The 25,398-nt window shown below is 66.6% G+C and carries 26 protein-coding genes, 3 tRNA genes and 1 pseudogene; 18 read left to right on the top strand and 12 right to left on the bottom strand.

Annotated elements, in window-relative coordinates; all coding sequences use genetic code 11:
• Nucleotides 1-23: 23 nt before the first annotated feature.
• From ACIQLD_RS15030 to ACIQLD_RS15040, 3 genes are all read right to left on the bottom strand, one after another.
• Nucleotides 24-1,415 carry a DivIVA domain-containing protein gene (locus tag ACIQLD_RS15030; RefSeq protein WP_402609185.1) on the bottom strand — a complete coding sequence of 464 codons (1,392 nt, stop codon included), beginning with the start codon at nt 1,413-1,415 and terminating at the stop codon, nt 24-26.
• A gap of 221 nt (nt 1,416-1,636) precedes the next feature.
• Nucleotides 1,637-2,161, bottom strand: coding sequence for a hypothetical protein (locus ACIQLD_RS15035; RefSeq protein WP_402609187.1), 525 nt, complete (start codon nt 2,159-2,161; stop codon nt 1,637-1,639).
• A gap of 50 nt (nt 2,162-2,211) precedes the next feature.
• Nucleotides 2,212-2,517, bottom strand: coding sequence for a hypothetical protein (locus tag ACIQLD_RS15040; protein WP_402609189.1), 306 nt, complete (start codon nt 2,515-2,517; stop codon nt 2,212-2,214).
• 136 nt (nt 2,518-2,653) lie between these two features.
• Between ACIQLD_RS15040 and ACIQLD_RS15045 the strand changes: the two genes are divergently transcribed.
• The 3 genes from ACIQLD_RS15045 (at nt 2,654) to ACIQLD_RS15055 (ending at nt 5,271) form a co-directional block, all read left to right on the top strand.
• A complete protein-coding gene (locus ACIQLD_RS15045) occupies nt 2,654-2,917 on the top strand; it encodes a hypothetical protein (protein ID WP_402609191.1) in 264 nt (87 codons plus the stop codon).
• Between the two features lie 87 nt (nt 2,918-3,004).
• Nucleotides 3,005-4,375 carry an FG-GAP-like repeat-containing protein gene (locus ACIQLD_RS15050; protein WP_402609193.1) on the top strand — a complete coding sequence of 457 codons (1,371 nt, stop codon included), beginning with the start codon at nt 3,005-3,007 and terminating at the stop codon, nt 4,373-4,375.
• A 53-nt stretch (nt 4,376-4,428) separates the two neighbouring features.
• Nucleotides 4,429-5,271, top strand: coding sequence for a transposase (locus ACIQLD_RS15055; RefSeq protein WP_402610311.1), 843 nt, complete (start codon nt 4,429-4,431; stop codon nt 5,269-5,271).
• Between the two features lie 213 nt (nt 5,272-5,484).
• Here the strand turns inward: ACIQLD_RS15055 and ACIQLD_RS15060 are convergent.
• Nucleotides 5,485-6,495: pseudogene (locus ACIQLD_RS15060) on the bottom strand (AAA family ATPase); the annotation flags it as partial.
• Between the two features lie 1,615 nt (nt 6,496-8,110).
• On the opposite strand from ACIQLD_RS15060, the gene ACIQLD_RS15065 reads away from it, so the two are divergent.
• Nucleotides 8,111-8,305, top strand: coding sequence for a hypothetical protein (locus ACIQLD_RS15065; protein WP_402609195.1), 195 nt, complete (start codon nt 8,111-8,113; stop codon nt 8,303-8,305).
• Nucleotides 8,302-8,673 carry a hypothetical protein gene (locus ACIQLD_RS15070; RefSeq protein WP_402609197.1) on the top strand — a complete coding sequence of 124 codons (372 nt, stop codon included), beginning with the start codon at nt 8,302-8,304 and terminating at the stop codon, nt 8,671-8,673. The genes ACIQLD_RS15065 and ACIQLD_RS15070 overlap by 4 nt, the downstream gene beginning before the upstream one ends.
• A 214-nt stretch (nt 8,674-8,887) precedes the next feature.
• On the opposite strand, the gene ACIQLD_RS15075 is transcribed toward ACIQLD_RS15070, so the two are convergent.
• The gene (locus ACIQLD_RS15075; protein ID WP_402609199.1) at nt 8,888-9,124 is read right to left on the bottom strand and encodes a hypothetical protein; all 237 of its coding nucleotides are present in this window, start codon (nt 9,122-9,124) and stop codon (nt 8,888-8,890) included.
• A gap of 744 nt (nt 9,125-9,868) precedes the next feature.
• Nucleotides 9,869-10,435, bottom strand: a complete 567-nt coding sequence (locus ACIQLD_RS15080) for a MauE/DoxX family redox-associated membrane protein (RefSeq protein ID WP_402609200.1) — start codon at nt 10,433-10,435, stop codon at nt 9,869-9,871.
• 235 nt (nt 10,436-10,670) lie between these two features.
• Between ACIQLD_RS15080 and ACIQLD_RS15085 the strand changes: the two genes are divergently transcribed.
• Nucleotides 10,671-11,501: a hypothetical protein gene (locus tag ACIQLD_RS15085; RefSeq protein WP_402609202.1), complete on the top strand. Its 831-nt coding sequence runs from the start codon at nt 10,671-10,673 to the stop codon at nt 11,499-11,501.
• 207 nt (nt 11,502-11,708) lie between these two features.
• Here the strand turns inward: ACIQLD_RS15085 and ACIQLD_RS15090 are convergent.
• The 3 genes from ACIQLD_RS15090 to ACIQLD_RS15100 all read right to left on the bottom strand — a co-directional run bounded on the left by ACIQLD_RS15090 (nt 11,709) and on the right by ACIQLD_RS15100 (nt 12,026).
• A tRNA-Phe gene (locus ACIQLD_RS15090) sits at nt 11,709-11,781 on the bottom strand.
• A 69-nt stretch (nt 11,782-11,850) separates the two neighbouring features.
• A tRNA-Asp gene (locus ACIQLD_RS15095) sits at nt 11,851-11,924 on the bottom strand.
• A 29-nt stretch (nt 11,925-11,953) separates the two neighbouring features.
• Nucleotides 11,954-12,026, bottom strand: a tRNA-Glu gene (locus ACIQLD_RS15100).
• 210 nt (nt 12,027-12,236) lie between these two features.
• On the opposite strand from ACIQLD_RS15100, the gene ACIQLD_RS15105 reads away from it, so the two are divergent.
• Entirely contained in the window at nt 12,237-13,601 is a 1,365-nt protein-coding gene (locus ACIQLD_RS15105) for a peptidoglycan DD-metalloendopeptidase family protein (RefSeq protein ID WP_402609203.1), read from the top strand.
• Nucleotides 13,602-13,674: 73 nt separating this feature from the next.
• Here the strand turns inward: ACIQLD_RS15105 and ACIQLD_RS15110 are convergent, their stop codons facing one another.
• Both ACIQLD_RS15110 and ACIQLD_RS15115 read right to left on the bottom strand, forming a co-directional pair.
• Entirely contained in the window at nt 13,675-14,166 is a 492-nt protein-coding gene (locus tag ACIQLD_RS15110) for an inorganic diphosphatase (RefSeq protein ID WP_021198726.1), read from the bottom strand.
• Nucleotides 14,167-14,248: 82 nt separating this feature from the next.
• Nucleotides 14,249-14,914: a TMEM175 family protein gene (locus ACIQLD_RS15115; RefSeq protein ID WP_402609205.1), complete on the bottom strand. Its 666-nt coding sequence runs from the start codon at nt 14,912-14,914 to the stop codon at nt 14,249-14,251.
• A 91-nt stretch (nt 14,915-15,005) separates the two neighbouring features.
• Between ACIQLD_RS15115 and tilS the strand changes: the two genes are divergently transcribed.
• On the top strand, nt 15,006-15,998 hold the full coding sequence (gene tilS, locus ACIQLD_RS15120; protein ID WP_402609207.1) for a tRNA lysidine(34) synthetase TilS: 993 nt from the start codon (nt 15,006-15,008) through the stop codon (nt 15,996-15,998).
• Nucleotides 15,999-16,051: 53 nt separating this feature from the next.
• On the opposite strand, the gene ACIQLD_RS15125 is transcribed toward tilS, so the two are convergent.
• Nucleotides 16,052-16,651 (bottom strand): DUF937 domain-containing protein, encoded by a 600-nt coding sequence (locus tag ACIQLD_RS15125; RefSeq protein ID WP_402609209.1) that lies wholly within the window; start codon nt 16,649-16,651, stop codon nt 16,052-16,054.
• A gap of 132 nt (nt 16,652-16,783) precedes the next feature.
• Here ACIQLD_RS15125 and hpt point away from each other — a divergent pair, with 132 nt between their 5' ends.
• From hpt to ACIQLD_RS15175, 10 genes are all read left to right on the top strand, one after another.
• The gene (gene hpt / locus ACIQLD_RS15130) at nt 16,784-17,335 is read left to right on the top strand and encodes a hypoxanthine phosphoribosyltransferase (RefSeq protein ID WP_021198722.1); all 552 of its coding nucleotides are present in this window, start codon (nt 16,784-16,786) and stop codon (nt 17,333-17,335) included.
• Between the two features lie 73 nt (nt 17,336-17,408).
• Nucleotides 17,409-19,409 carry an ATP-dependent zinc metalloprotease FtsH gene (gene ftsH / locus ACIQLD_RS15135; RefSeq protein ID WP_402609212.1) on the top strand — a complete coding sequence of 667 codons (2,001 nt, stop codon included), beginning with the start codon at nt 17,409-17,411 and terminating at the stop codon, nt 19,407-19,409.
• A gap of 1 nt (nt 19,410) precedes the next feature.
• Nucleotides 19,411-20,019 (top strand): GTP cyclohydrolase I, encoded by a 609-nt coding sequence (gene folE, locus ACIQLD_RS15140; protein ID WP_402609214.1) that lies wholly within the window; start codon nt 19,411-19,413, stop codon nt 20,017-20,019.
• Nucleotides 20,019-20,828 (top strand): dihydropteroate synthase, encoded by an 810-nt coding sequence (gene folP, locus ACIQLD_RS15145; RefSeq protein WP_402609216.1) that lies wholly within the window; start codon nt 20,019-20,021, stop codon nt 20,826-20,828. Before folE ends, folP begins: the two co-directional genes overlap by 1 nt.
• Before the next feature lie 33 nt (nt 20,829-20,861).
• Nucleotides 20,862-21,257, top strand: coding sequence for a dihydroneopterin aldolase (gene folB / locus ACIQLD_RS15150; protein WP_402609217.1), 396 nt, complete (start codon nt 20,862-20,864; stop codon nt 21,255-21,257).
• Nucleotides 21,254-21,793, top strand: coding sequence for a 2-amino-4-hydroxy-6-hydroxymethyldihydropteridine diphosphokinase (folK, locus tag ACIQLD_RS15155; protein WP_402609219.1), 540 nt, complete (start codon nt 21,254-21,256; stop codon nt 21,791-21,793). The genes folB and folK overlap by 4 nt, the downstream gene beginning before the upstream one ends.
• On the top strand, nt 21,790-22,272 hold the full coding sequence (locus ACIQLD_RS15160; protein WP_402609221.1) for a DUF3180 domain-containing protein: 483 nt from the start codon (nt 21,790-21,792) through the stop codon (nt 22,270-22,272). The genes folK and ACIQLD_RS15160 overlap by 4 nt, the downstream gene beginning before the upstream one ends.
• Nucleotides 22,223-22,804 (top strand): PH domain-containing protein, encoded by a 582-nt coding sequence (locus tag ACIQLD_RS15165; RefSeq protein ID WP_402609223.1) that lies wholly within the window; start codon nt 22,223-22,225, stop codon nt 22,802-22,804. Before ACIQLD_RS15160 ends, ACIQLD_RS15165 begins: the two co-directional genes overlap by 50 nt.
• A 35-nt stretch (nt 22,805-22,839) precedes the next feature.
• A complete protein-coding gene (locus ACIQLD_RS15170; protein ID WP_402609225.1) occupies nt 22,840-24,693 on the top strand; it encodes a PH domain-containing protein in 1,854 nt (617 codons plus the stop codon).
• Nucleotides 24,683-25,375, top strand: coding sequence for a DUF2520 domain-containing protein (locus ACIQLD_RS15175; protein ID WP_402609227.1), 693 nt, complete (start codon nt 24,683-24,685; stop codon nt 25,373-25,375). Before ACIQLD_RS15170 ends, ACIQLD_RS15175 begins: the two co-directional genes overlap by 11 nt.
• Nucleotides 25,376-25,398 lie beyond the last annotated feature (23 nt).

The raw sequence follows: 25,398 nt of genomic DNA on the forward strand, positions 1-25,398 counted from the left end.
TCGCGCCTCTGTCGTGTGTGCGTCTACTTGGAGGACTTCTTCTTGGTCTCCACCACGTCGATCGTGATCTTCTCGAGCGGGCGATCGTCGTCGAGCTCGTCTTCGAGCACCTCGTCGCCGAGGAAGGTCTCTTCCGGCGTCTCGTCTGCGGCGACCTCGGCGGGGGTCGCAGCGACGGGCGCGTCCGCTCCGGTGATCTCCGTCGGCAGTGCCTCGTCGGAGAAGATGCCGTCGGGGCGGATCAGCTCGCGCACCTCTGCCATGAAGCTCGACAGCTGCTGTTGCTGCCACCGCAGCTGACGGGTGCGGTCCTCCGCATCGTGCAGCACCGCCGTGGTGTGACCGGTGACCGAATCGACGATCTTCTGCGCCTTCGCGCGAGCGCGCTCGAGGGTCTCGCGCGCACGGACCTGCGCTTCGGCCTCGATCGCCTGCGCCTGCGAACGGGTCAGGCGCTCGTAGTCCTCCGCCCGCGCCGAGATGCGCTGAGCGTGCTCGAGCGATGCGGAGACCTGCTCGTTCGCATCGTTGGTGATGCGCTCGGCGTGAGCCACGGCCTGGTTGTGCAGCACGAGGAACTCCTGCTGCGCATCGTCCTGGCGGCGGGTGAGGGTCTCCTCGAACTCCAGCACCCGGGCGTTCATGTCGCGGACGTCGCGCTCGGCGTCGGCGCGCAGCTGAGTCGTCTCGCGGGTCACGAGGGAGCGCAGTGCGGCCGCTCCCTTCTCGGCTTCGGTGCGGATAGCCGTGGCCTCCTGGGCGGCCTGGTTCACCTTCTCCGCTGCGTGCGCGGCCTCGCGCTCGATGCGGGCCTCGTGTGCGGTGTACTCGGTGTCCATCTTCAGGCGCACCTGGTCGGCGTCGCGCTGCGCCTGGGCGGTGATCCGCTCGGCGTCGGCTTCGGCCTCGGCGCGCTGTGCGGTCACTTCCTCGCGGGCGGAGGTCATCAGGCGGTCGGCCTGCACGGCCGCGTTCTGGATGAGCACGTTCGCCTGCTCTTCGGCGACGCGCAGGATCGCCTCGAACTGCTGGCGAGACGGAGCCTCTTCACCGTCGGGCTGCGGGGCGTCGACGAGCTCGGAGGTGAGGGTCGCGACCTGCTGCTCGGCGTCGGATACCTTCGCGTTCGCGGCCGTCAGCTCGCTCTCGAGGGCTTCACGAGCCTTGCGCTCCTCTTCCCGCACCGCTTCGACGGCGTCCTCTTCGCGAGCCTGCGCCTCGGCGACGTCGGCGGCGGCCTGCTTGAGCTGGTTGCGAAGGGTCGCGAGTGCAGCATCGACCTCGGCCTTGTCGTAGCCGCGGAAGCCGACCGTGAACGCGCCCTGCTGGTCGCGGGGCGTGGTCTCGATCAGCTGGTCGAAGAAGTCCGGCGAGCGCTCGCCATCGCGGTCGGCGGTTCCGGGAGATTCGCTCATGGTTCTAGCCTTTCTGGCGTGGCCACACCGGGAGCGGCGGCTCCATCCCGACAGTCGGGACCGTGTGGACCGGAGGAGGTCGTCAGGGCGCACGCCACCACCGTGACCCGGCGGAGGCCCGGCGGGCAGGGCGCGTTCCCCAGCCTAGTTGCGTCAGCTGTGTGTTGTGCGCTCGTCTTCTGCGCCCGCTGCCTCAGACGGAGGTCGAGGTGTGGGGCGACTCAGGCGTCTCGCACCCAGCGCACGTTCCTGTCGTCGACGCGCTCGCCACGGATGTAGCGGACGGCCGGCCCTTCTGTGACCGCGACCCCATGGGCTCCCGCGGCCGACGCGATGCGTGCCCGCAGATCCGTCCAGAGCGGCACCGTCTGCGGAAAGCCGAAGTACTCGCGGAAGGTCTCGATCTGCACTCGGGTCCCCTCGGCGACGGAGACGAGGTGCACGACCGTGTCGTCGGCCTCGACGAACCGGATGCCGTAGGCGCCGTCGCTGCGGATGACGTACTCCCGCTGCTTCTTCGCCATCGCCGACGCCACGACTTCACGAGCCCGGTCTTCTGCGGCGTGGATCACCAGGGTGGTGCCGAGCTCATCGAGTGCTGCGTCGAGCTGTTCCGTGGCGAACCTCTTCCCTGCTCTGTCGCCGGCCTCGGAAGCGCCGCGGCGCAGGCGATTCTTCAGGAGGGGGCCGCCGATGATCAGTGCGAGGATCGGCAGGCCGAGGAGGAGGTAGGGAACGGCATCCACGGGCACAGCGTATCCGGAGCCGTGTCTGAACCTCCGCGCTCGGCGTGAGGTCAGACGGGGGTGATCAGGTGATCCAGCACCAGCTCGCCCGAGGCGTTGAGCGCCTGCATCATCTCCGCGATGAGCCGCGGGTCGATCGGCGGCTGCTCGGCGGCGTCATACCCGAACTGCAGGGGGATCGCGGGGTGGATCCAGACGGTCGCGCGCTTGTCCACGCCGTCGTTGACGGGGCGCCACGTCATCATGAAGCTCTCCTGGCGGCGGAGTTTCGTCGAGATGACGATCTTCAGATGTGCCAGCGTCGCGTCCTCGATGAGGATCGGATCCGAGGTTCCGTCATAGCGGAGTCTGCCCATGAGAGCACGCTACACCGCGCACGTCCTGCCTCTTCCGCCGCCCATGCGCAACCCCCTCTGCGGGCGGCGATCCCCTCGATACCGTCGCTGCATGACGACAGCGGAATGACAACGAGCGGAGGGCAAGGTGCAGACGATGGCGCGGACGCGGATTGCGCTCAACGAATCAGAGTTCTTCTTGGCGCAGGGCCAGGATGTCTCCGAGCTGAGAGGCCGGATGGAAGAAGCGATGCGCGCCGGCGGAGGGTTCGTCGAGTTCATCGTGGTGGGCAACCGTTCGGTCAGCGTGCTCATCACTGCGGCGACCCAGGTCGTCATCTCCGTCGAGACGGTGGAGTTCGACGCGCGGGACACCGGTGACAGCGCGGTGCCCTACGGCGGGGAGTACGACCTGCTGTGATCGCGGGGCGACGGGTCCTGGGGCGGATGTGCGGGAGTCCCGGCCGCGCTCGACGGCGGAACGCCGCGCACTGCTACGGTGACGACGGTGGGCATCGCGCCCCTGGGGCCGTCGAGCAAGAGGAACTTCGAGATGAAGGGTGCGTCTCGCCTGCGTCGTGGACGGATCGGGATCGCCACCGTGTTCGTGCTCGTGATCGGAGCACTTGCGCCCTCCCTGTCGGCCGGCACTCCAGCGCTCGCGGCCACCGACGGTCAGATGGTCTACCCTGCTTCGGGCAACATCCAGTCGAAGGTCGGAGACGGCTGTCGCGGAAACTATCGCGCGCATGAGGGCATCGACATCTCGGCCGCCGGTGGTACGCCGATCCTCGCTGCGTACAGCGGAGTGATCAAGTCGCGAACAGTGAACAGCGGCTACGGGAACTACACCGATGTCGAGCACCCGGGCGGTTACGTCACGCGCTACGCGCACATGGCGTCACCCGGCACCTATGCGCCGGGCACCCGGGTGGAGCGCGGGCAGCAGATCGGCGTCGTGGGAAACACCGGAAACTCACCGGCATACCATCTGCACTTCGAGGTGCGGTTGAACGGAGCGGTGTACACCGCGATCAACGACGGGTTCGTGTGCCTCTCGAACGTCGCGCGCGGGGGCACCATCCCGTTGTACTTCCCCGGCCTCCGCACGGAAGCAGGCCCCCCGATCCCGCCCGCTGACTACACGGGAGACGGCAAGTCGGATCTGCTGGTCGTCGCGGGGAACGGCGATCTGCGTCTTCGCGCGGGGACGGGCACCGGCGGTTTCCAGGCGGCCACCGCTGTGGTCAGCGGCTGGGCGGACAACCGGAGGCATGTCACCCGGACGGACTTCAATGCTGACGGCAAGGGCGATGTCCTCGCCGCGCGCACGGATGGTGTCCTCGAGTTCTACGCGGGAAACGGTGCCGGTGGTTTCGCGGCACCGGTGGCGGTCGGCAGCGGGTGGTACGACATGCTGCATGTCACATCCGGCGCGGACTACACGGGCGATGGGAAACACGACGTGCTGGGCGTCTCCTCAGCAGGCGTTGTCGGCATCTACCAGGGGAACGGTGCCGGCGGGTTCGGCACCTCGCACATCCTTCTCGGCGGCGGATGGCAGGGGTTTCATTTCGTGATCGGGGGCGACTTCAACAACGACGGCCGCGGCGACCTCATCGCGATGAGCGATACCGGGACGCTGTACTTCTATCCGGGCGTGGTGAACGGCTTCGCCGCCGCCGTCGTCGTCGGGAGCGGGTGGGTGGAGTTCACGGCGGCGACGGGAGGAGCCGACTACGACGGCGACGGGAAGGCCGACCTGCTCGCACGTACGGCTGCGGGCACTCTCTTCCTCTACTCCGGCAACGGAGACGGCGGATTCCCGACGAGCAAGCTGGTCAGCGCCGACTGGGCGGACCATCTCGCCATCGGGTAGCGGAGACCGCACCTCTCCGCACAGGAGGAGCAGGTGCGGCGTATCGTGGGCGCATGGTCGGCACCACGTTCGAGGAGATCGCGGCCGGACTGTACTCCGGCCCTCCGGAAGCGTTCGTGTCATCGCGCAAAGCTCGAGCCGCAGAGGCCGATGCTCACCTGGCTTCCCGGATCCTCGCCCTGCGGAAGCCGTCGATCGCGGCCTGGGTGGTGAACGTGTTCGCGCAGGAGCGGGCCGGTCAGCTCGGAGAGGCTTTGGAGCTGGCGCGAGAGCTTCGCGAGGCACAGGACGATCTCGATGCCGCAGCGCTGGCGAAACTCGGCCGGGAGCGTCGTGCGCTGACGAGGAAGCTCGCTCAGGCCGCGGGGGAGTTGGCCGCGTCGAGGGGCGAGCGCGTCACGTCCTCCACGCTCGATGCGGTCGAGCAGAGCATCTCGGCAGCCTTCTACGACCCGGCAGCAGCCGCGGCGGTTGCCTCCGGACGACTGTCGCGAGCTCTGGATCCATCTGCGACGCAGAACGACATCCGCGACGCCGTGGCGGGAGACGTGCCCGAGCTCGATCCCGTTTCACTGCCTCCCGCGGATGAGCTGCAGGCGAGGCGGGCTCGACGTGAGGCCGAGCGCGCGATCGCCGCAGCAGAGAAGGACCAGGCATCGGCCGAACGCGAACTCACGACGCGCGACAAGGCGCTGCGGGAGTTGCGCGCCAAGAGAGGTGAGCTCGCCGAGCGCACGTCGGAACTCGAGAACGAACTCGCGCGGATCCGCGAGGAACTGAGGCGGGCGGAGCACGATCTTCCGGAAGCGGAGCGGAGCAGGGAGGACGCGGCGACACGTGCGGAGGCGGCCGCCGATGCTCTGGACCTGGCTCGGAAGGCCAAGGACGCGCTCTAGCCGACGGTTCACCAGGGCAAAGCAAAACCCCCGCCATGTAGAAGCTAGGCGAATCTCAGGATCGAGCGCATCCGCGCGGAGCAGTGCTCCTGGGGTGATCATGCCTGAACGCAAGACCCCAATGGTGTGCTCACTAATTGGCGAAAGGTACGATCTGCCGTCGTCGCTCCACACGACTCGAAGCGACTCGACAGGAACTTCATCGATGATGTCGGCGCTGTGGGTTGTGATCAGGACCTGGGTGGTTGCTGACTCCGCTCGCAGTATTTCTACGAGGCTTTGAAGCGCGCCAAGGTGGATCGCGACCTCAGGTTCCTCGATAACGATCAATCGCGGCCGGGCTTCTTGGGCGAGGGCGAGCATAATCGCAAACGCTCGGAGCGTTCCATCAGACATCTGCTTCGCCAAGAACTCCCGATTTCCGTTTCCGGTCGCCTGAATGAACGCGAGTGTCTGTTGGTCGGTGAAGCTCCGGGGCTCGATGCGAACTATCCCCGGAACGATTGCCGACAGCCTTTCTGCAACTATCTGTCGGTCGTCCTGTGAGAGGGATTCGAAAACGCTTGCGGTGTTTGAGCCGGCCGGGTCAAACTCGCCTGTCGACGACGGTTCCTGAAGACCCCCAACGAGAGCTGGATTGATCTCGATGGTCTGGATCGACCGCAGGGCGTTGTACACGACGAACGCCGCCAGAGGGCCTGTCGTGAGTGCGCTTTGACCCGGCGGAATAACGTTGCCCGGTGAATCTTCTCCTCGCTCGGAGGACAGAACGCGCTGGCCGTCGCTGTCGAAGTAGATTCTCGCACCCCGAGAGCCGTAGTTGATCACCGCACGTTCGCGTTTCACCTTGTAGCGTTTGCCGCTGACGGAGGCGAGCGAGAGTTCGTAGTAGGACGGAGGGGCGTCGTCAAAGGCGAAGGTCAGCCGCAATGCAGGTTCGTTGGGACGCCCGTTGCTTCGGTGACGTAGTTGGTCGTAGCCGCCGTGCCGGGCAAGTGCTACCGGGAGCCCGTATGTAGGGATGTCGCGTAGTAGGCGGAATGCCTTGACAGCGTTGGACTTGCCGCTAGCGTTTGGGCCGACGAGGGCGGTGAAGTCCGAGAGGTCGAGTTGAGCGGACTTGTAAGACAGGAAGTTGGTCAGTTCGATGCTCAGGAAACGTGGAGCGACAAAGAGGGGTGGTTCCTCGCTGCTTTCATTCGCCAGGAGGTCGATGTCTGTCATGGGCCAAGCATAGGGCGGAGTTGATGCGGATTGGGGTACCGCCGAGGAGCGCCCGGACCGCAGCGGAGCGAGGACCGGACGCACCGGAGCGCGGCACCCCAATCCGCGCAGCCGGCCGCTAGGCCGGCCTTGAATGAGTAAAGAAAGTTCTCACAGCTCGCGACTCACGCGGGCACTCGGTCGACCCAAGGTAGCCGAGGGCTGCGCGAAAGCGCCAAGGTTACGTCTGTTGAGGAGGACCAAAGCAACCGTGCCTGGTTCTCATCGAACTGATGAACACCGTTGAGCTCTGCCAGACGTAGACCAGGGACTCCACTGACGAGGTTTGCCGTCTCGCGAGTGAATTCTCCGTACCCCGGCAAGATGATCGCGAGCACCTGAGATATCTGAAGCGATCCGCCCCAGGTCAGTCGAACGTGTGTAGCAGGTCACACCCGTCAGCACGTCGCGAGCGTTGACAGTCCGCTGGTCATCATCCTGATCGACGAACTCGCGGCGCTCACCGCGTATGAGACGGACCGCGATCTTCTGCGTCGAGCCAACGCTGCCTTGGCAACCCTCGCGTCTCAAGGCCGAGCAGTTGGCTTCGTCGTCTTTGCTTGCTTGCAGGATCCCCGCAAGGAGACGTTGCCCGCGCGTGGGCTGTTCACCCAAACGATCGGGCTTCGCCTTCGCGACCGCACAGAGACAGCGATGGTCTTGGGCGATGGGGCGGTCGAGGGTGGTGCGCGGTGCCACGAGATCTCGCCAGCTACACCGGGTGTCGCATACGTCGTGCCCGAGGACGGGACTCCACCAATGCGAGTTCGGGCTGCTCACGTTCCAGACGAGCAGATCCGCGATGCGGCTCTGTCGTACTTCGCGCCTACCCAGATCCCGATCGTCATTCCAGAAGCTCTGCGCGAGCCCAAGCGCGCCCCCAGAACGAGGCAGTCGCGTCGTTCTTCAGACACTCAGGAGGAATCATGAATATCCAGCACTCGAGCATCGCGATCCTCGGCCTTGTGGCCGTCGTGACTGCGACAGGATGCACGTCAGGTACGGCTCCGGGAACGGCGGACAACTCGCGGACGACGGAGCTGAGCGCTTGGTCTGCGCCCTGCAATCTCGGGGTTGAGCGTGAAGAGAGCGGTCCTGGTTGGACGGCGGTCTACGACCTGCCCACGCTGGGAGCGCAGACTGACCTCGATCTCTACGGGGGAACCCTTGCCAACGACGCATGCACTGACGCGCAGACCCTTCAATGGCAGCAGGTTCGGAGACAGTCCGGACAGAGTGACGCCATTTGTCGCGTGATCTGGAGTCATGACTCCGATCGTTCGATTTGTGACCTGGGCTGTGCGGTTCCTGTAGTGGTGGCTGAGCGATGAACCTCGGAGTCTCCGCTGCTCGGCGTCTCCGGAGCCTGGAGTTCGATCAGTGGCTCCACGGTGCTTCTCGCGCCGGATACTGCTCGAACCCGGTGAGGGTGTCGGGCGAGTCCAACGGGCGGTACGAGGACGTGCTGACGGTGCTGAGGGGGGTGAACCGCGGGACCCACCGACGTGCGATGCAGGACTTCGCAGACTCGGTGGCGGAATTCGCGGAACGGTCCAAATTCGGGTGGGACCCGGACATGAGCGTGCTCACCGGATGGTTCGAGCTGCCGGGCGAGACGGGCTTGTTGGTCCCGGCGGATCGTCGTGGTCTGCTGGGCAACTCGTACAGCAAGGCTCCTGCCGAAATCCGCCCCGTGTTCAACGGCGATGTCCCTGCCAACGTTTGGGAGTGGGACGAGCGACTCTCGCTGAGGCGGAAGGACGCGCGATGAGCGGTGTCGAGGTGTTCTCCGGAACCAGTGCTTGGAGGCTGTTGCGCGTGCTAGCAGGGGAAAGGCTCCTGCGGCTCTGCGTTGTGGACTCTGAACTGCGGACGTACGTTTACATCTGGGATTCTGGGCGCTTCCATCCCAACAACGGTGTCTACGTCGATTTCGTGTGGGACAACGAACTTACATACGTACCCATCGGCGTCGAGGAAGGACGCGTACTAATTGCAGCACGCGTCGGATCTTTGCCTCCGGAACTTACGCTCACCCAGCGCAGGCGGTATCTGACGGACGGACACCTCGGGGTCGAGGAGACTCTCGCCCGCGTCGAGCGGAGCAGCCGGGAGGGTGACCTCATGCCGGACTTCTGAGGGCGCACGGTACCCTTGGACTGCGGACCCGCCCAGTGAACACTGGCCGACGGGTCCAGCTTCTTTCTAGGGCCAGAGTTCGACATGGTGCTCTACCATCACCCGATCGCGCGACCAGCATAAAAACCGGCACAAAACTCCGTGTCGAGGGTGTTTTGTCTCGGCTGCGCTCGCTTAACGTCTGGAAGTTCCACTCCCCGGACGGTGCGTTTGATCAGACTAGGAAGTACAGGGCCGCGCTGATGACAACACAAGCAGTGGCGGCGCTGATCGCGAGACGGTCCACTCGCGTCCCCGGGCGCGCGGCAAGGGTGACGATCAACAAAGCCATCCAGACAGCCCATAGGATCACGAGACCGACGATCAGAACGGTCGGGTTCGTGACGTCGGCCGTCGCGAGGTAGTAGTACGTCGCGAAGATGTTGAACGCGAGCGTCAGCGCCAGAAGCACCCACCTAGCCGTCCGAGACGGCCTGACGCCCGTATCATCCGTCGCGAGTCGGTCCTGTTCAGACGCCACAGCACGCATAGGTCCACCTCCTGCAGTTCTGTGATGCACAGACTGAGCACATGATAATAACGCAAGACAGCAGGGCGTATGGATTCCCGGCCGCCCACGCACAGCCGCCGCAACATGCCAGAACTCCTCCTGTGTTGAGATCGGAACAGGTGCGACACGAGTGCTTACCTGGAGGGCAACTCGCAGCGGCTGTGGCGTCGAACTGAGCCCGGCTAGCAACTGCGGAGCGGGCATCGGGGCCCATGGAGTACAGGCTCATGGTCTCCATGTCTTCGGATACAGCGAACGTTGTCGTTGCCGCGCGAACGACTTTCCCCTCAGGTGAGAGCTCAACATGCCGAGCGTAAATTCGTGCCGTGACCAGAGCCGCTCCGAAGGCCACCACCGTGCCGTAGACGCTCTCGGAGATCGACATAGTCAGGGGCTGTCCTTTCATGCGTGCTCCGTAGCTGCGTTCCATGCTCTCGAGATCGCTCTCGAAGAGGGCAAGGTACTTCGAGCGTTCCTCCTCCGTAGCTGCCCGCGCGTCTCTCGGCTGCCACTGCCATGGCGTGTCTGCGGTCTCGCTCGCCGCAGAAGAGGCACCCGATCGAGCGCTTGCCAGCTCTGGGAAGACCATGGCCGCGAGGCCGCCGATTCCGATTCCGATGAACGATCTACGTTTCATATCCACGATCAATCTCCAATCTGGTTCACTGCGACTCTGCTCTGAGGCGCAGATCCTTCTTGTGTTTTCTGCGAGTGGCGAACTGGTGTGAACATCCGAACGAGCCCGATGAGGAATCCGAGCCCGACGAGGGCCCATCCGACCCATGCGTCCACGAAGCCGGTGATTGGCCAAAGGAGGGAAGGCGCAAGAAGCAGAAGGAGGACTAGATTGCGGCCAACCACGACCCAATTCGCTCGTGACTTAAGTACCGACCCAAAACAACCGCAATCAGTGGAGATCTTCCGGGTGATGACGGAGATCACGGACGCGGTGTAGACCACGATGAGCGCCACAGCTGCGAGGGCCCACGGGCCTGCAATCCCGGCCAACAGAGCGAGCCCAATGGCAAGTTCAACTGGCGGAAGGACCGCGGCGATCGGGCGCACTATTGCAGCCGGCACAACTCTGAACGTCTCGATCGCCTGCCCGAGCGGCCGTCGACCCTCCCGCAGTTTGATCACGCCGGTGACGGCAAGAATGAGTCCAACGAGCGCTGAGAGCGAATAAACGACTACCGACACTTGAACCTCCATTGAGTCTGCATCTACGTCAATGACGACCCACATCCGACGGTACGCCCGTTTCCGCAGTCTGGATGTCCCCTCTTTGGGGGACAGTAGCGCGTGCCTTGATCCGCATGACACCGTCGAGGGCCAACGTAAGATAGCCGCATTTCCAAGCGAACGAATCTGACAACGCCTCTCCGATCGCAGTCCGCGTCGATTCTCGTTCTCGAAGCTTGTCCGGGGTTCTGGCTAGGTTCGCGGCATGGAACTAGCAACGGTGAGAAGAACCAATGAGTCCTACTTGGCCGGCGCCTTCGCCGAGCTCGATGAAGCGCTCCGCGAAGAGTTGAGACGGGACTTGATCTGCACAGATTGTGGTGCGGACGCGTACTACGTGCGACCGTCCCGGAACGGACGACCCGCCTGTTTCGGTGCGCGTCCACACAACGAGTCCTGCGATTTAGCCTCCCAGACGACGGAATCATCAACGGTCGACGCTCTCACGACGGAGGAGGAACGGGCAGCTAAGAAACATGGCTTCACGCTTCGCGGCGCTGATGCGTCGGCGATTGGTCACACCGCCCTCGACGCACCGCCCGTCGACTCAGACCGCCCCGGACGCAGCTACACCGAGCGCGACGGTGCCGCCCGTGGTTCTTATCCGGGCCTCAAACTGAACCGGCTCCTGCGGCTACTCATTACGGTGTCATCCTTTGGAGAGGAGAGGGCGGCGCTCCACCTGGCCAATGGAACCCGCACGACGGTTCCCGACTACTGCGCGCACATGTCTCGCGTCGATCTTGAGTACCGGGATCGCGAGCGGGTGTACTGGGGCACGATACGCTACGCGAAAGCAGTCGACGACGGAGCCTGGTTGAACACCGGCAGCAAGACAGAACCAAGCATTCACATCAGCAATGAGATGCTCGGACGGTTGCTTGATCACTGGCAGCTCGACTCCGTGGAGGATCTTGCTGGCGCTGCGTTCGCGCTGTGGGGAAAGATCAGGCGGGGCCGCAAAGCTCCCGACAAGTTGTTCCTGTTCGTGGAGTCGTTGACGACATTCGTGATCATCCCGGAGGAACGAATCTGAGGTCGAACCGCCACCAAATCGGCACAGGCTTCATGTCGAGGTGTCGAGTCTCGCTGCACTCGCTCGACAGCCGGAGTTTCACTCGTTCAACGACCGAGTCGGAACAGTCCAGGGGAGCGGAGAAAAACCCTGATCAGGGCAAAGCAAAACCCCCGCCATGTAGAAGCTAGGCGAGGGTTTCTGGGCTGATTGTAATGATCAGCCGTGTGGCTCCGACCGGCATCGATCCGGTGACCTTTCGATTTTCAGTCGAACGCTCTACCAACTGAGCTACAGAGCCGCGCGACCGGCGAACCTGTCGCGTCCTAGACGAAGAGCCCTCTCCGAAGAAAGAGCTCATCGCACGGAGCGACCCTGACGGGACTTGAACCCGCGACCTCCGCCGTGACAGGGCGGCACGCTAACCAACTGCGCTACAGGGCCATACTTGTTTTCAATTATATCGGAAGGTGTGACCCCAACGGGATTCGAACCCGTGCTACCGCCGTGAAAGGGCGGCGTCCTAGGCCGCTAAACGATGGGGCCGAGTCAGTCCCGGGGGACTTCCTTGCCGACGCTCAAGCATAAGGGATGTTTCGGGCAAATCGCGAATCGAGGGCGCGGCGCCGCAACCCGGGCGTGTTCCGGGGGGACGATCGAGGTGTCGGGAGAGGGCGAGGACGCCGCGATGACCCCTGGTGCGGATGTGAAGGTTGTTGTTAGTGTGGCAACTGTGAAACCGGCGGAAGGGGCCGTGTGAACGACAAGATCACGCTGGATGCGGCAGTTGCTGCGGCATCCGAGGACTGCGGTTGCGCGCCCAGCCCGACCGAACGCCGTGCGTTCGGCAAGAACGGCATCAGCCGCCGTGGTGCTCTCGGCATCGGCGCGCTCGGCGTCGTCGCACTGAGCGCCTTCGGCATCACCAACGGTGTCTCCGCCGCCTATGCCGCCTCGTACCCGAGTTGGGACGACGTGCAGCGCGCGAAGAGCAACGAGGCGGCCAAGGCCGCCGAGGTCTCGCGCATCGAGGGGCTGATCCAGTCCCTCACGCAGAAGGTGGCCGAGACGCAGGCTGCGGCCAAGGTCGCGTCCCAGGAGTTCTACGACGCTCAGCAGGCATACTTCGCGGCAGCGACCGAAGCAGACTCGATGCAGGCGAAGGCCGACGAGCAGGCCGCGGTCGCCGACAGCTCCGCCCGCAAGGCGGGACAGGTCGCAGCGCAGCTCTACCGCAACGGTGGCGACGACACATCGATGGAGCTGTTCTTCGCCGGCTCGGCGAGCAATGCCGACGAGCTGCTCGCGCGCCTCGGCACGATGGACAAGCTCCTCGAGTACAACCAGTCCGTCTACGACAAGGCTGTCGCTGCGCGCAACTCCGCGCAGTCCCTCAGCGACCAGGCCGTCGTGGCGCGGAACGAGCGCGACCGGCTGCAGAAGGTCGCCGAAGAGAAGATGGTGGCGGCTCAGCAGGCCGCGGATGCGGCTCAGGCCGCTCTGGACGAGCAGTCGGCGAATCTCGCCACGATGCAGGCGCAGCTCGCCGCTCTCAAGGATGCGACGACCCAGACGGTCGCCGGCTACCAGGCCGGCGTCGAAGCCGAGGCGAAGGCCCGTCGCGAACGCGAGGCCGCTGAGCGTGCCGCCGCGGCTGCGGCCGCCGCAGCGGGCGGCGGCGGAGGCGGCGGAAGCCAGGGAACCGGCGGCTGGTGCCGTCCCCACGGCGGCGGAAAGAGCTCGGGGTACGGCCCTCGCTCCGTGCAGTGCGGCTCGCAGGGCTGCTCCTCGTCATTCCACTACGGCACCGACTTCGCCAACGGTTGCGGTTCTCCGATCTACGCCGCGAATTCGGGAACCGTCGACTACGCCGGTCCGAACAGCGGTTACGGCAATTACATCCGCATCCAGCACGGAGGCGGCATCGGAACGGGGTATGCCCACATCCGCGACGGCGGCATCCTCGTCCGATCCGGACAGCGGGTCGACTCCGGTCAGCTGATCGCCTATGCGGGAAACACCGGGCGTTCTTTCGGCTGCCACCTGCACTTCGAGGTCTACGTCAACGGCGGCCCGGTGAACCCTGTGGCCTTCCTCGCCGCACGCGGAGTATCCGCCTGAGCGTCGATCGCCCTGACACCAAGAAGACCCCCGGCCGCTGAGCGGATCCGGGGGTCTTCTTCGTGCGGAGGGCTCAGTGACCCTGTTCGCCGAAACGCACGATCGCCTCGTCGAGGATGCGCTGCGCCTCGGCGGCGTTCCCCCACTCGTCGACCTTGACCCACTTGTTGGGCTCGAGGTCCTTGTAGTGCTCGAAGAAGTGCGAGATCTCCTTCTTCGTGTACTCGGCGATGTCGTCGATGTCCTGGATGTGCGCCCAGCGCGGATCCTTCGAGAGCACGGCGACGAGCTTGTCGTCTCCGCCGGCCTCATCGCTCATCTTCAGCACGGCCACGGGGCGCACCTCGACGACGACACCGGGGTAGATGGCGTGGTCGAGCAGCACGAGCACGTCGAGCGGGTCGCCGTCCTCGCCGAGGGTGTTGTCGAAGTAGCCGTAGTCGGCCGGGTAGCCGAAGGTCGTGTAGAGCACGCGGTCGAGGTGCACTCGCCCGGTCTCGTGGTCGACCTCGTACTTCACGCGGCTGCCGCGCGGAATCTCGATGACGGCGTCGTGTGCGCCCATGCGTGTGCTCCTCAGGAAAAGTTCGGTTGGATGCCGCGGACTAGCCTACCCGCGGCGCTCGCACCGCTGTGGGCACGGCTGCTCAGGGGCCGACGTCGGCGGTCGGTGCATCGTCCTCGCCCGACGTCCTCCGGAAGAGGCGGTTCAACAGCCTGCTCATCGGATCGCTCAGGAGCAGGAGGAAGAGACCGGCGTATCCGTTGGGGGAGGCCGCGATCGCGATGGCGAGGGCTGCGGCGAACAGGATGATCGCCGCGAGGTCGCCGATCGCGCCCAGCCGGATGGTCTCCGTCGACACGTCGCCGAGTTCACGATGACGCGCCAGGTAGAGCCAACCGGCGAGGGTGGTGACCTGGGTCATGATGAGCGTGCCGATGTACACCACGGCCTGCAGAGCGTCGGTGTCCATCTGGCCGATCATCGCCGTGGGTACCGGCAGCCAGACGATCGTGGCCATCCACGCGACATTGATCCACAGCAGCGGCCCGGTGATCCGCTCGACGTCGCGGTACTGGCGATGGTGCCCCATCCAGAAGGTGGCGATGAGGAGGAAGCTCAAGCCGAAGCTCAGCAGCTGACCCGAGTGCTCGTCCAGGAACTCGGCCGTGGTCATGTGGCCGGAGGCGGCTTCGGAGACCGACTCCATCAAGGGCAGGATGAGCAGTGTCATGGCGATCGCCACGACGGCATCGACGAACGCCTTGAACCTCTCGGTGCGGAACGGCCGCGCACGCGTGTTGTCGGTCACGGCGTCAGAATAGCCCGGCCACGGTTCTTCATCGTCGTGCGCGCGCGGATCCGGAAGCGCGCGGATCGGGGGAGTGCCCTAGCGTGGAAGGGTGCCGTCACTTCCTCCCGCCATCGCCGAGATCCGCCTCGCCGTGCGCACCGCGCTCGCCGAGATCCCCGAGGGCTCGACGGTGATCGTCGCTCTCTCCGGAGGAGCGGACTCGCTCGCGCTCGCCGCGGCCACCGCCTTCGAAGCGCCCAAGCTCGGTCTTCGCGCGGCATCCTTGACGGTCGATCACGGCCTGCAGGACGACTCTGCAGAGGTGGCCTCCCGAGCGGCGCGCGCGGCTGCCGAACTGGGCCTCGACCCATTGATCGTACGTGTCGAGGTCGCGACGGCGGGTGGCCCCGAAGCTGCTGCCCGTGAGGCCCGCTACGGTGTGCTGCGCGATGCGGCCGCCGACGTCAGCGCTGTCGCCGTGTTGTTGGGGCACACCCTCGACGACCAGGCGGAGACCGTGCTCCTCGGACTCGCTCGCGGCTCCGGCGCCGCGAGCCTGCAGGGGATGGCCCCGGTGCGTGAGGATGACGCCGGCGTGCGGTGGGTGCGTCCGCTGCTCGGGGTGCGCCGGGAGACGACACGCGCGTTCTGTGCGGCATCCGGGCTCGACCCCTGGGACGACCCGCACAACCTGGAGGACCGCTACGCGAGAGTCCGGGTGCGTGAGCGCGTTCTCCCCGTGCTCGAAGCCGAGCTCGGGCCCGGCATCACCGAGGCGCTCGCCCGCACGGCCGAGCAGCTGCGGGAGGATGCGGAGGCGTTCGACGAGATGATCCACGAGACGATCGAGGACATCGTCGAGCACGCGGAAGCGGGGATCTCCGTGAGCGTGGCGGCCCTCGCCGCGAACCCGGCAGCACTGCGCAACCGGATCATCCGCCTCGTCGTGGACAGCGAGTTCGGAGTGAGCCTGACGAGGGTTCAGACCATCGAGGTCGCGAGACTGGTGACCGACTGGAGCGGTCAAGGGCCGATCGACCTTCCCGAGTGCTCGGTCGTGCGCCACGGCGGCCGCATCGTCTTCACCGCATCCGGTCGCTGAGCGCGCTTCGTCTCGGGAGAGGCGAGACGAAACGCGCTCGTCGCTGAGGCTCCCTACCTCTTGCCGCCGAAGAGGCCGCCGAGGATTCCGCCGAGGTCGATGCCGCCGCCGGATCCGCCGCTGTTGCCGCCGCCCAGCAGCCCGCCGATCACGTCACCGATGCCACCGCCGGTGGAGCCGCCCTTGTCGCCGCCACCGAGGATGCCCCCGATGAGATCGCCGATACCGCCCGAGCTCTCCGCACCGGCATCCGCCTTCGCCGTCTTGTCCTTGTTCGCGTTCGCGATGAGGCCCATCACGATGGGGGCGAGGATCGGGAGGAGCTTGCCGAAGTCGATGCCGGGGGTCGCCTTCGACTCCGTGAGCTCCTTGGTGACCTCTTTCTCCTTCGAGCCGAGGATGTGCGCGACGATCTTGCCGCCGTCGGCCTGATCGATGTCGTCGACCTTCGAGGCATCGGTGCCGCCTTCGTGCTTCTTCAGCGCGTTCTGGATCGCGGCAGAGCCCTCGTCGGTCCGGGCGTTCTGCGCGAGGCCGCCGAGCAGCACCGCGCCGCCCTGCTCGACAGCGACCTTGGCCTCGTCCCGCGAGACGCCCAGCTTCGCGGCGATGTCGTCGATCGGCACCTGGTTGAGGATGTCGTCAAGAGTCATGGTGAATCCTTCCGTCGGGGCGTCCGCCCACATCACCGCTCACAGTAGTGCGGATGCCACGGGATGGGGAGATGCCTTCCGGATCGGCGAACCTGGAACCGAGCATCCGATCGCGTCGCCTAAAATCGATCCATGCGCGCCGCGGAAATCCAGGACGACCTCACCAGCATTCTCGTCACAGAGGAGCAGATCCTCGCCAAGCTCGACGAACTCGCAGCACAGGTCGCTGAGGACTATGCGGGCAAGGACCTCGTGCTCGTCGGCGTCCTCAAGGGCGCCGTCATGGTGATGGCCGATTTCGCCAGGGCACTGCCCTTCCACGCTCCGATGGACTGGATGGCGGTCTCGAGCTACGGCGCGAGCACCAAGTCCAGCGGTGTCGTGCAGATCCGCAAGGACCTCGACACAGACTTGAACGGCAAGCACGTGCTGATCGTCGAGGACGTCATCGACTCGGGCCTGACCCTCAGCTGGCTGCTGGAGAACTTCGGATCCCGCGGGGCCGAGTCGATCGAGGTGCTGGCGCTCCTGCGCAAGCCCGAGGCCGCGAAGGTCGTCATCGACTGCAAGTACGTCGGCTTCGACATCCCGACCGACTTCGTCGTCGGTTACGGCCTCGACTATGACGAGCGCTACCGCAACCTGCGCGACGTCGCGGTGCTCGCTCCGCACGTCTACAGCTGACGACCGCGGCGCGCTACGCCGTGGGTGAACGCACAGCGACCCCCTAGGGCGCGCGCGATACGCTGATCCGATCATGGATGTGAAGAAGCTCACCCGGAATCCGCTGATCTACGTCGCGCTGATCGGCGTGCTCCTGTTCGGCGGTTTCCTGCTGATCTCCAATCTGGGCGCGCCCAAGCAGATCACGACGCAGGAGGGGCTCAAGCTGCTCTCCGGCACGACGGTCACAGAGGTCGTGAACACCGACGGCGACCAGCGGGTGGACATGACGCTCTCGAAGCCCTTCAAGGGCTCGGAAGACGTGCAGTTCTACTATGTCGACGCACGCGCCGACGAGGTGGTCACCGCGATCAACGAGTCGGCTCCGAAGGACGGCTTCAACGACGCCGTTCCACGGGCGACGTGGTTCGACGGCTTCCTCTCGCTCCTTCTTCCGCTCGTGCTGCTGGGGCTGCTGTTCTGGTGGCTGCTGTCATCCATGCAGGGTGGTGGCGGCAAGGTCATGCAGTTCGGCAAGTCCAAGGCCAAGCTCGTCAACAAGGAGACCCCGACGGTCACCTTCGCCGACGTCGCCGGTGCCGACGAGGCCATCGAAGAACTCCACGAGATCAAGGAGTTCCTCCAGGACCCCGCGAAGTTCCAGGCCATCGGAGCCCGCATCCCGAAGGGCGTGCTGCTGTACGGCCCTCCAGGAACCGGCAAGACCCTCCTCGCCCGCGCCGTCGCCGGTGAGGCAGGCGCCCCGTTCTACTCGATCTCCGGTTCCGACTTCGTCGAGATGTTCGTCGGCGTCGGCGCCTCTCGTGTGCGCGACCTCTTCGGCCAGGCCAAGGAGAACGCCCCCGCCATCATCTTCATCGATGAGATCGACGCCGTCGGCCGTCACCGCGGTGCCGGCATGGGCGGCGGCAACGACGAGCGCGAGCAGACCCTCAACCAGATGCTGGTGGAGATGGACGGCTTCGACCCGAACGCGAACGTCATCGTGATCGCGGCGACCAACCGCCCCGACATCCTCGACCCCGCACTGCTGCGTCCCGGGCGCTTCGACCGTCAGATCGGCGTCGACGCCCCCGACCTCAAGGGCCGGCAGAAGATCCTCGAGGTGCACAGCAAGGGCAAGCCTCTCGCGAAGAGCGTCGACCTCGAAGTCGTCGCCCGCAAGACCCCCGGATTCACCGGTGCCGACCTGGCCAACGTGCTCAACGAGGCCGCGCTGCTCACCGCCCGCTCGAACGCGCAGCTGGTCGACAACCGCGCTCTCGACGAGGCGATCGACCGTGTGATCGCCGGTCCGCAGCGCCGCACCCGCGTCATGCGCGACAAGGAGAAGCTGATCACGGCGTACCACGAGGGCGGCCACGCGCTCGCGGCAGCGGCGATGAACTACACCGACCCCGTGACCAAGATCACGATCCTGCCCCGCGGCAAGGCTCTCGGCTACACGATGGTGCTGCCGCTGGACGACAAGTACTCGGTCACCCGAAACGAGCTCCAGGACCAGCTGACCTACGCCATGGGCGGCCGCGTCGCGGAGGAGATCGTGTTCCACGACCCGACCACGGGGGCCTCGAACGACATCGAGAAGGCGACCTCGATCGCCCGCAAGATGGTCATCGAGTACGGCATGACCACGCAGGTCGGACCGGTCAAGCTCGGCACCGAGGGCGGTGACATGTTCGTCGCACGCGACGTGGGCCGTGGCCGCGAGTACTCAGAGAAGGTCGCGGAGCGGGTCGACGCCGAGGTACGCGCCCTCATCGAGCAGGCGCACAACGAGGCGTACGAGGTCATCAGCGCGAACCGCGACATCCTCGACAAGCTCGCCCTGGCTCTGCTCGAGGAGGAGACCCTCGACCACAACCAGATCGCAGAGATCTTCACCGAGATCAAGAAGCTTCCCGAGCGCCCGCTGTGGCTGTCGAGCGAAGGGCGTCCGGTGTCCGAGCGTCCGCCGATCGAGGTGCCGAAGAAGGACGTCTCGCTCGCGGCGTCCGTCGAGGCTCCGGCCAGCGCGCCGCGCACGCAGCAGGGTTCGGCGGGAGCCGGGCACCCGCGGCCTGCGACGGCGTGACGTGACGGTCGACAGGCAGCGTGTCGAGCGGCTCACCAGAGAGCTGCTCGAGGCGATCGGCGAGGACCCGGATCGACCGGGTCTGAAGCAGACGCCGACGCGGATGGGCGAGCTGTACTCCGAGTTCTTCTCGGGAGTCGGAGAAAACCCGGCCGAGCCGCTCGCACGCACCATCAGCGTCTCCCGCGGTCCCGCACCCGACACCCTGCCGTCCGGGGCGGTGCTGCTGCGCGACATCCGCTTCCGCTCCGTCTGCGAGCACCACCTGCTGCCCTTCGCCGGTCACGCACATATCGCCTACCTCCCCGGAGAGCAGGTCGTGGGGCTGGGGGCACTCGTGCGCGTCGTCGAGATCCTCGCGGCACGTCCTCAGGTGCAGGAGCGACTCGGCGAGCAGATCGCCGACATCATCGCGGAACACCTCGACACCCGAGGCGTCCTGGTCGTGCTCGATGCGGTGCACGGCTGCGTCACGATGCGCGGCGGACGACAGACCGAGGCCTCGACGCTCACCATCGCGGCGCGCGGCGACTACACGGATGCCGTCGCCCGGGCCGAACTCATCACCCTGATCGGCGCATCGGTGCCTCTCGGGGGAGCCGCGCGCTGATGACCGGCATCTGGGGCATCGTCAACGTCACACCCGACTCCTTCAGCGACGGCGGCCGCTATCTCGACGTGGATCGCGCGGTCGCCCACGGGCTGCGACTGCGTGCAGAGGGCGCGGCTGTGCTCGATGTGGGCGGAGAGTCGACCAGGCCGGGTGCCGACCGCGTCGGCGACGAGGTCGAACAGCAGCGTGTGATCCCCGTGATCGAGCAGCTCAGCGCGGCGGGGGTACCCGTCAGCATCGACACGCTCAGCGCATCGACGGCGGCTGCGGCCGTGCGGGCGGGCGCCAGGATCGTGAACGACGTGTCCGGAGGGCTCGCCGATCCCGACATGCGCGCGGCCGTCGCGGAGTCGGGGGCCGATTTCGCGATCGGGCACTGGCGAGGCTTCTCCGCCGACATGTATGCGAATGCCGAGTACCGTCGGGTCGCGCGTGAGGTCGCCGGCGAGCTGCAGGAGCGCATCGGCGAAGCCGCGGCCTCCGGGATCGCTCCGTCGCGCCTGATCGTCGATCCCGGCATCGGATTCGCGAAGGCGGGCGTGCAGAACTGGGACGTGCTGCGGGGGCTCGACGAGATCGTCGCGCTCGGCCCGCGCGTGCTCATCGGCACGTCGCGCAAGAGGTTCCTCGCTGATGTGCTGCGTCAGGAGAGCGGTCCCGCAGAAGAGGTGTCGGAGTCCCGACGCGATCTGGCGACCGCCGTGACCAGTGCTCTGGCGGTCAGGGCCGGCGTCTGGGCGGTGCGTGTGCATGATGTGGCGAGCACGCGCGACGCCCTTGCGATCGCGCACGCCTGGGAAGGCTGAGGGCGCATCGGGGCGGCCCCGTACGCTAGAGGCATGGAGTCCCTCGACGAGATCGTCCTCACCGGTCTGACCGTCTTCGGCCGTCACGGCGTCTTCGAGCACGAGCGCCGAGACGGGCAGGAGTTCACGATCGATCTGCGTCTGCGCATGTCGCTCGCACAGGCCGCTGCTTCCGATGACGTGGTGGATACGGTGCACTACGGTGAGCTCGCCGAGAAGGTGGCCGCCGTCGTCGCCGGCGAACCGGTGAACCTGATCGAGGCACTCGCCGAGCGGATCGCCGCCGTCGGTCTCGAGGACCGGCGGGTTCAGGACGTCGTCGTGACCGTGCACAAGCCGCACGCGCCGATTCCGCTGAACTTCGCCGATGTGGCGGTCATCGTGCATCGCCGCCGAACGCCCGACGCGCTGGAGGATACGATCCGATGAGCCGCAACCTCGCGAACCCGCCCGCGATGCCCGATCCTCGCCCCGGGCGCCCGGAGACCACCGCCGTCGTCGCGCTCGGCGCGAACCTCGGAGACCGCCGCGACACGATCAGGGCGGCCGCCGAGAGGATCGCCCGGCTGCCGCTGGTCAGCGAGGTGCGCCTCTCCCGACTGTTCGAGACCGTTGCCCTCCGGCTCGACGGGCCCGACCCCGAGGCGCCCGGATACGTCAATGCCGTGGCACTGGTGACCACCCGTCTCGCTCCCGAGATCCTTCTCGGGATGCTGCACGCCATCGAGGACGAGAACGGCCGGGAGCGTCGGGAGCGCTGGGGCGACCGCACCCTCGACCTCGACCTGATCGCGTACGGCGATGTCATCTCCGACGAACCGCGTCTGCAGCTGCCGCATCCGCGTGCCGCCGAGCGGCTCTTCGTGCTCGACCCCTGGCTGGACGTCGATCAGGATGCGGTGCTGCTCGGTCGGGGCAAGGTCGCCGACCTCGCGGCGGAGTTGCGGGCACGGGGCGAGGGATGAGGCGCACCTCTGCGGGCGTGCTCGTCGTCCTCGCGCTGCTCGCCGGCGGTGGGGGCTTCCTGCTCGATCACCTGCTGACGGCATCGGGGCGCGTCACGTTCACTCCCTCGCTCCTGCTGCCGGTTCTCCTCCTGCTGATCGCCGCCGCATCCCTCGGAGTCGCCTGGCCGGTGCGACGCAGCGTGCGATCGGGTATCCGCATCGATCCCTTCCGCGCCCTCAGAGCGGCGACGCTCGCCCGCGCCTCGAGTCTGCTCGGCGCCATCATGGCGGGGTTCGGAGCCGGGCTGCTCGTGTTCCTCCTGTCGCGTCCCGTCGTTCCGCAGGTAGGGTCGACTGTGGCCATGCTGGCCCTGATCGGGAGCGCGATCGTCCTCGTGATCGCCGCGCTCGTCGCCGAGCAGTTCTGCACCCTGCCGAAGGATCCTGATGACTCAGAACCCAGAGACCGCGCCACTGAACCCGGCGGAGGGCACTGACCTCGACGCCCTCGACCAGGGGACGTACACACGGCTGCGCACGGCACGCAACGAGGCCCGCCTCGAGCTCGACGGCACGTGGCACCAGATCTCGCCGCGCTATGTCGTCTCGCAGATCGTGCAGAACGTGATCTTCATCGCGATCGTCGTGGTCGCCGCCGTCGTGCTGAACGTCGTGCTGCACCAGCAGTGGGTGTGGATCCCCGCCGGGATCATCCTGCTGATCACCGTGTTCGCGCTCATCATCCTCCCGCGCCAGGCGAAGGCCATCGGCTACATGCTCCGCGCCGACGACATCGTCTTCCGCAAGGGGATCCTCTGGCAGCGCATGATCGCCGTCCCGTACGGCCGCATGCAACTGGTCGACATCACGCAGGGTCCGCTCGACCGCGCGTTCGGCATCGCCCAGCTCAAGATGGTCACGGCCGCCGCGACGACCGGCGTGCAGATCCCCGGTCTGACGCAGGGCGCGGCCGAGGCGCTGCGCGACACCCTCATCCAGGTCGCCGAGACCCGCCGGACCGGCCTGTGAGCGAGCAGCAGCCCCCTCTCGTTCCGAGCGCTCCCATGCCTGTCGCCGAGGGTTCCACGACGCTCGCGAACGGCGAGTGGCACCGGATGCATCCGCTCACCCCGCTCTTCAAGGGCGGGCTGGCGCTGATCATCATCGCGGGTATCGTCATCGCGAACATGCGGGATCGCCTGATCGCGTGGGCCGTGGGCATCTTCACGCCCGAAGAGGCGCACTACGGCGACTACGCCGGTGCCGACCCTGTCGACTGGGTGCTCTCGAACAACCTGATCCTGGTCGCGCTCCTCAGCGTGCTGGGGCTCGTGATCGTGCTGGTGCTGATCTTCTGGTTCGTCTGGCGCTTCCAGCAGTTCCGGATCACGGGCGATCACGTCGAGGTCCGCAAGGGCATCATCTTCCGCTCGCACCGCCGCGCTCCTCTCGACCGCGTGCAGGGCGTGAACCTGACCCGCCCGTTCCCGGCCCGCATCATCGGTCTCGCGAAGCTCGAGGTCGTCGGTGCCGGCAACGACGCGAACGTCGAGCTCGAGTACCTCGCGACGCCCCGCGCTGAGTCTGTGCGTGCCGACATCCTGCGTCTGGCCTCCGGCGCCCGTGCGGCGCGCGATGCCGCGCTGAACCCGGCCGCGTCTGCCGCGTCGGGTCCGACATCTGCTCGAGCGCAGCTGGTGGGTTCGATGAATGCCGGCGTCAACGGGCTCATCTCCGGCGTCGACCTCGCCGATGTCGTCCCCGAGAGCGTCGTGAAGATCCCGACAGGCCGGTTGGTGGGATCACAGCTGATCTCGGGCCTGCTGTGGTTCGTGTTCTTCGGCGCGATCTTCGCGATCGCGATCGGCAGTGCATTGATCGGAATGCTCGCCGACGGCATCACCGACGGCGGGGTCGTGCTCCTCGGTCTCGGGCTCGGCATGGGCGTGCCCATGGTCATCGCCGTGGTCGGAATCACCTGGGCGCAGATCTCGAAGTCGTTGCGCTACTCGATCGCTCCGACCCCTGATGGCGTGCGCATCACCTACGGTCTGCTCACGACCGTCACCGAGACGCTTCCGCCGGGGCGCATCTTCGCGGTGGAGGTGTCGCAGTCGCTGCTGTGGCGCCCGTTCGGGTGGTGGACGATCAAGATCAACCGCATGAGTGGCAAGAGCGCAGCCCAGCAGTCGTCGGGGAGCGGACAGCAGTTCAACGTGGTGCTGCCCGTCGGCAAACGCGCCGACGTCGAACGCGTGCTCGCACTGGTGCTCCCCGACGTTCCCGCGGAGAGCATCCCGTTCCTCTGGGATCAGGGCGTCGTGGGTCCCGCCGACGGAGACACGTATCGGACGATGCCCCGGCGCGCCTGGTGGCGGCGTCCGTTCTCCTGGAAGCGACACGGCTACCTCGTCGCTGACTTCGGCCTGCTGCTGCGCCGTGGAAACGTGTGGCGCAAGCTCGCGGTCTTCCCGTTGGCACGTCTGCAGGGGGTCTCACTCAGCCAGGGGCCGATCGATCGGAATCAGCGGGTCTCAGGTGCGCAGGTGCACACCGTTCCCGGGCCGATCACCGGGTATCTGTCGGGTCTCGAACGGGCCGACGCGCTGGCGCTGCTCAACGATGTCAGCCGTGCCGCCGCGGAGGCGGCATCCCGCGACACCACCCACCGATGGAGCGCACACGCGGTCGAGACGCCGGTCGCAGCGCCTCCGGCCCCGCCGGCGTATACCGGCCCGCCGCCGGTGTTCCCTGTGCCTGGACAGTCGGCGCCGCCCGCGCCTCCGCTCCCGCCCGCCGCCCCGCCGGTCGGGAGGCCGGTGCTTCCGCCGGCGCCTCCGATCGTCCCGGATGCTCCGCCGGTCGCCCCACCCGCACCCCCGCTGCTTCGGCGGACGAGGCGCGACGATGGCGCGTGACGGTCGCCTCGGCGTCGGCATCATCGGGGCAGGCCGCGTAGGGCCGGTCGTCGGGGCGGCACTCGGCGGTGCAGGACATGCCGTGATCGGGATCACCAGCGGGTCCGACGACGAACGCGCCTCGGCCGTGCTTCCCGATGTGCCCGTGCTCGATGCTCTGGAGGTCGTGCGTCGTGCCGAGCTCGTGATCATCGCCGTACCCAGCGAGCAGTTGCCTGCGCTCGTCGCCGGCATCGCCGAGGTGGGCGGCTGGCAGATCGGCCAACTCGTGCTGCACACGGACCCGGCGCACGGGATCGAGGTGCTGCGCCCGGCGGCCGAACGCGGGGCGATCCCTCTCGCCGTGCATCCCGCGATCACCTTCACGGGGACGTCGATCGACCTCCGGCAGCTGCATGCCGGATTCGCTGCGGTGACCGCGCCGGCCGCGGTGCTGCCGATCGCCCAGGCTCTCGCCGTCGAGATGGGGTGCGAGCCCGTCGTGATCGCGGAGGCGGATCGTCCGGCCTACGCCGATGCGATCGCGACAGCCACCGAGTTCTCGCGGTCGATCATCGGACAGTCGACCGCGCGACTGCGGGAGATCGGCGTGGAGAACCCGGGCGGCTACCTCTCGGCGTTGGTGCAGTCGACTGTCGAGCGCGCGCTGCGCGAAGCATCCGACGCTCCGCCGCTGATCTGAATCCGCCGGCGTGGCACCCCGTG

Source organism: Microbacterium sp. NPDC091662 (assembly GCF_044756705.1).
Lineage (GTDB): Bacteria > Actinomycetota > Actinomycetes > Actinomycetales > Microbacteriaceae > Microbacterium.